This is a genomic window from Chitinophaga sp. (assembly GCF_036566945.1).
In the GTDB taxonomy this organism is placed as follows: domain Bacteria; phylum Bacteroidota; class Bacteroidia; order Chitinophagales; family Chitinophagaceae; genus Chitinophaga.
Genome location: NZ_DATCVJ010000014.1, coordinates 1 through 5,159 on the forward strand (window position 1 = coordinate 1; position 5,159 = coordinate 5,159).

4 protein-coding genes and 1 pseudogene are annotated in these 5,159 nt (G+C 46.7%); 2 read left to right on the top strand and 3 right to left on the bottom strand.

What is annotated here, in order from left to right; genetic code table 11:
- The 3 genes and pseudogenes from VIP81_RS00365 to VIP81_RS00375 all read right to left on the bottom strand — a co-directional run.
- Positions 1 to 205, bottom strand: a pseudogene (locus VIP81_RS00365) (hypothetical protein); the annotation flags it as partial.
- 2 nt (positions 206 to 207) lie between these two features.
- A complete protein-coding gene (locus VIP81_RS00370) occupies positions 208 to 1,278 on the bottom strand; it encodes an HlyD family secretion protein (RefSeq protein ID WP_331956487.1) in 1,071 nt (356 codons plus the stop codon).
- A gap of 3 nt (positions 1,279 to 1,281) precedes the next feature.
- A complete protein-coding gene (locus VIP81_RS00375) occupies positions 1,282 to 2,616 on the bottom strand; it encodes a TolC family protein (RefSeq protein WP_331956488.1) in 1,335 nt (444 codons plus the stop codon).
- An 86-nt stretch (positions 2,617 to 2,702) separates the two neighbouring features.
- On the opposite strand from VIP81_RS00375, the gene VIP81_RS00380 reads away from it, so the two are divergent.
- Both VIP81_RS00380 and VIP81_RS00385 read left to right on the top strand, forming a co-directional pair.
- Positions 2,703 to 3,521 (top strand): AraC family transcriptional regulator, encoded by an 819-nt coding sequence (locus VIP81_RS00380; RefSeq protein ID WP_331956489.1) that lies wholly within the window; start codon positions 2,703 to 2,705, stop codon positions 3,519 to 3,521.
- Between the two features lie 57 nt (positions 3,522 to 3,578).
- Entirely contained in the window at positions 3,579 to 5,117 is a 1,539-nt protein-coding gene (locus VIP81_RS00385; protein ID WP_331956490.1) for a S10 family peptidase, read from the top strand.
- The last annotated feature ends 42 nt before the right edge of the window (positions 5,118 to 5,159 follow it).

Sequence of the window (5,159 nt, forward strand, 5' to 3'; positions counted from 1 at the left end):
GCGTGAATGCCACTAACGACGCGTAATACACCAGCATAGAGAATTGGATATCCTGCGGTTCTGCGCCATAAAATCCCGTAGCTGCGTTCACGTTAGCCGTAGACAATGCAAACAGCATCACCGTGGGGAACAACACCAGTAAAATCGTGAGCCGGATCAGCCATTCGGGCACCCATGAGCGGAATATCGGTTTACCTTGCCCCATGATTAGTTACGTTCTTTTGCAATAGATACATTCACATTCATACCGGCCGATAATAATTTCAATTCCTCCGGCGTGCCGTCCAGGCGGATACGCACGGGAATACGCTGGGCAATTTTCACGAAATTACCCGTGGCATTGTCTGGTGGCAACAGTGAGAAACGGCTCCCTGTGGCGCCCGACAGCGATTCAATTTTACCCGTGAGTGTCTTGCCAGGAAAAGCGTCTACCGCTATTTGCGCGGTTTCCCCCACGCTCATATGACGGATCTGGGTTTCCTTAAAATTGGCGACTACCCATTTACCGGCTTCCCAGTCTACAATGTAGGCCAGCACTTGTCCCCCCTGCACGAGCTGTTTAGGCTGAATGGTACGGCGGCCCATCTTTCCATTGTAGGGCGCTGTAATAATAGTATACGAAACGTTGAGATCATTTTTTGTCACGACTGCCATTCTCCGCTTGATTTCCGCTTCCAGTGCGCTTTGCTGCACTTTCGCATCGTTGATCTTTGCCAGTGATGCCTGGTAAGCATCCAAAGCGGTGTTGTAATCTGAGCGGGCTACGGCCAGTGCCGCCTCTACCCTTTCCAGTTGTTGTTTGGTAGCAGATTCTACATCAAATAATTTCTTATAGCGGTCATATTCCTGTTCCTGATGCGTGAGCTTTGCTTTAGCAGCAGCTATTTGCGATTGGTATACTTTAGATGATTGTGCCGTGGTGCTGACATTACTTTCCAGTATGGCTACCTGTGCTTTGGCGTTCAACAGCGAGGCTTCCGCTTCCTGTTGCTGCGCGGCATATTCGCTGTTGTCGATGATCACCAGTGTATCCCCTTTTTTCACTTCCTGGTTTTCTTCATACCGGATTTCTTCTATGTAGCCAGTCACCTTGGCCACTACCGGGTTTATGTATTCATCTACCTGCGCGTCATTGGTTTCTTCAAACCTCATTTGGTGCAGTAACGTTTTGATTCCCCAGATAGCCAGGCATACCACTACAATAGATGCGATGATCGTGGTGATACGTGAAATGAGTCTGTCCGTTTTATTGGTTTTGGTATTGGTGTTCGTCTTCATATATTAAAGGTTGCCTGTTGCTTTCAGTAATTGATAGTATTGTAACTGTGCGGTCACTTCCGCGGTGGTAAGATCAAAGCGGGATTGCAGTAACTGTGTTTCAGCATCCAGCAGGTCGGTCAGTAAAGACAGCTGATTAAAATAGGTATTATTGACAATCCGGAAATTCTCTTTTGCCTGTGTAATGTTATCATTGGCCACACCTATGCGGGTGAGGGCTTCGGTATAACGCAGGTAAGCTGCTTTCACTTCTTGTCTTACCTGGTCTTTCGTATCTGCGTGTTCAATTTCCTGTCGCTCCAGGTTTATCTTTGCTTCCTGTTTTTTATGTTTGTTTTGATACAATGCAGAGATAGGTACCCCTGCTTTTACGCCTACCTGTCCGAAGCCATATGGCGCAATGGAGTAAGGATAAAAGAGTATCTGAGGGTACGTATAGGCGTACTCGGCATACAGTCCTACTTTAGGAAGAATATTACTTTTCACGTCCTTTAATTTCAATTCGCTCAGCGCCGTTTCTTTCTCAGAAATCTTAAAGGCAAAGGAATGTTCGTAGGCGTCTGCTACATAATCTTCGTAGGTGCGTGCAGGTGTTTGAGGTATCAGCAGTGTGTCAATAGACAGTTGATTGTCTATACTATCTGGTTGCCCTATCATGATGTTCAGCCGCTGGTTAGCGATGGCGATGCCATTCCTGATTTCCAGCAGTGTCATTTTTTGTTTGGATAATTTCAGCTCTGCGCGCAACAGGTCACTTTTAAGTACCACGCCATTTTTATTCAGCTGCCGGATCTCTTCCAGTTCTTTCTCTCTTTCATGGATATCCTGCAACATTACTTTTTCGTACATCCGTCCCCGATAGATATCAAGGTAAAGGGAGGCTGCTTTATAGCGAATCTCTGTACCTGAAAGGTTTTGCTGTTCTTTGGCCAGCGCGGCTTCTGTTTGTCTGGCTTTGATTTCCCGGCTGGTTTTGCCACCGTTATATACATTGAAATAAGCATCCGCACCCAGCTGGTAGTAGCCATGCACGACAGGGTATTGGGTAGGCGAATTAAAAAGACCATCTTCGTAAATAGCGAGATTGGAAACACGGGCATACACACCATTAGCCTTTACTTCCGGTAAACGCTCATCTTTTGCAGCTTTGGTGCGTTCCTCCATGCTTTCCACCCGGAGATATTGCATTTGCAACTGGCGGTTATAAGCATCTGCTTTTTTCCATACATCCGTTAACGTTAGGGTATTGTTCTCAGGGTCCTGACTAAAGGCCGTTTGGATGCTGAATAGTGAGATAAACACTGTTCCTGCCAGCCACTTATTAATTATTGTAGACATATCTATTGTGATGAAGATGCAAAGTTCCGATCCTATTAGTTAATTTATTTTCTATAAATTGCCATAAAATTGTTAGATCCGGCCAAATGAAAGATATTGATCCACAACTCGTACTGGAAGATGTTGATGCCATTCCGGAATCCGCATTTGTATGGCATTGGAAAACGGAGCATCATTTTTCCTACCATAAGCATAACAAAGGACAGCTCACCTATGTTGAGGGCGGGGCTGCTTTTTTATATACAAAAGATAAAACCTACTTCCTGCCTGCGCGGCATTACATGTGGGTGCCTGCAGGCGTGGAACACTACTTCCAGCACCGGTATCCGGCCAATTACATACGCACCATTTACTTTTTTAGTGAACCGGAAGACCAGGACGATCCCTTTTATAATAAAACAGGTATCTACCCGGTTGGGAATTTGCTATTGGAGATGATTCTTCATACCGCTTCCTGGGATGGAAATGTGTTGCCGGGCGACAAACGCTTTATATTCATTAAGGCAATTAAGAACATGCTGCCTGAAATCAGTACAGTGCCGTTGCCCATTACGCTGCCCACCACTGACAATCCACGGCTGCAGCCCGTTTTGAAGTACATACAGGAAAACCTGGGAGAACCGTTGTCGCTCGAAAGTGTAGGACATGAATTCAGTTATAGTGAACGAACCCTCACGCGCTTGTTCCGCGCTACCATGGATATTTCCTTCTTTCAATACCTGAAACTGGCCAGGATGATTAAAGCCATGGGATACCTCCTGGAAACAGGGAAAACCATCAACGAAATTGCCTGGGATACCGGGTATAACAGCGTTTCTGCTTTCAGTAATACCTTTTTTAAACTGGTAGGGAAAAGACCCAGCGACTTTCAGCCAAAGGGAGACCGTCCATCCCAAAATGCTTGAATTTATCCCGCATTTACACAATCTTTAAAGTCAATCAAGATCTGCTTCATGAACTTAATGAAAAAGCCAATCATGCTGTCGCTGGTAATGGCGGGCATTGCAGCCCTGCCATCTGCACAGGCACAACAAAAGAAAAGCACGCCTGCTCCTTCTTTGAAAGAAGACCTGCCATCACATTGGTCGGTTACACTGAACCCCGACACCACGGTGACTACCTATCACGACGTGACCGTAAAAGGCCAGAAGATTCCCTATAAAGCGATTGCTGGTACACAGCCCGTTTGGGATCAGGACGGCAAAGTGCTGGCCGGACTCTTTTACACCTATTATGAAAGAACAGACGTAAAAGACCGCAATGCACGGCCTTTGGTGATCTCTTTCAATGGAGGCCCCGGCACCCCCTCTGTGTGGATGCAGATCGCTTATACAGGTCCCCGGTTGCTGAATATCGACGAAGAAGGATACCCGGTACAACCTTATGGCATACACGAAAATCGGGAATCCATTCTTGACATCGCAGATATCATCTATATAGACCCTGCCAATACAGGTTTCTCCAGAGTACTGGGCAAGGATGTGCCCAGGGAAAAATTCTTCGGAGTAAATGCCGACATTCACTACCTCGCTGAATGGATCAATACTTTTGTGTCCCGGCAGAACAGATGGGCATCTCCCAAATACCTTATTGGCGAAAGCTATGGTACCACCCGGGTATCAGGACTGGCACTGGAGTTGCAAAATGCCCAATGGATGTACCTGAACGGGGTGATTCTAGTGTCTCCCACCGATCTGGGAATTTCCCGTAACGGGCCTGTAGATGCAGCTTTACGCCTGCCCTACTTTACAGCTACCGCCTGGTATCACAAGGCATTGCCTGCCGATCTGCAACAGAAAGACCTGACCGCGGTGTTACCGGAAGTGGAAGACTTTACCATTCATGAACTAATCCCGGCTATCAGCCAGGGCGGCTTTCTGGACGAACAGCAACGTAAAAATATAGCCACTAAAATGGCCCGTTACTCCGGGTTGTCAGAGAAAGTAGTGCTGCAGCATAACCTCGACGTACCGCCTAATTTTTTCTGGAAAGAATTACTGAGAGATAAAGGATATACTGTAGGGAGATTAGATTCCCGCTATAAGGGCATCGATCGGGAAGATGCAGGAAACGGCCCGGATTACAATGCAGAGCTGACCTCGTGGCTGCATGCTTTTACGCCTGCCATTAATATTTACCTCAGGGAAGAACTGAAGTTCCATACCGATTTAAAGTACATGATGTTTGGTCCGGTACACCCCTGGGATAATAGTGGCGATAATACCGGCGCCAACCTGCGGGACGCTATGGCGGCTAATCCTTACCTGCATGTAATGATACAATCCGGTTACTATGACGGCGCCTGTGATTATTTCAACGCCAAATATAGCATGTGGCAAATGGATCCCGGCGGACGTTTGAAAGATCGGCTTTCCTGGCGTGGCTACCGGAGCGGTCATATGATGTACCTCCGGAAAGATGACCTTACTACCGGGAATAATGATATCCGGGAATTTATAAAAGCCTCTCTCCCGAAAGCTGGCCAGGCAGCGAAATATTGAGAGAGCTGTTAGCTGTTAGCTTTTAGCTTTTAGCTTTTAGCT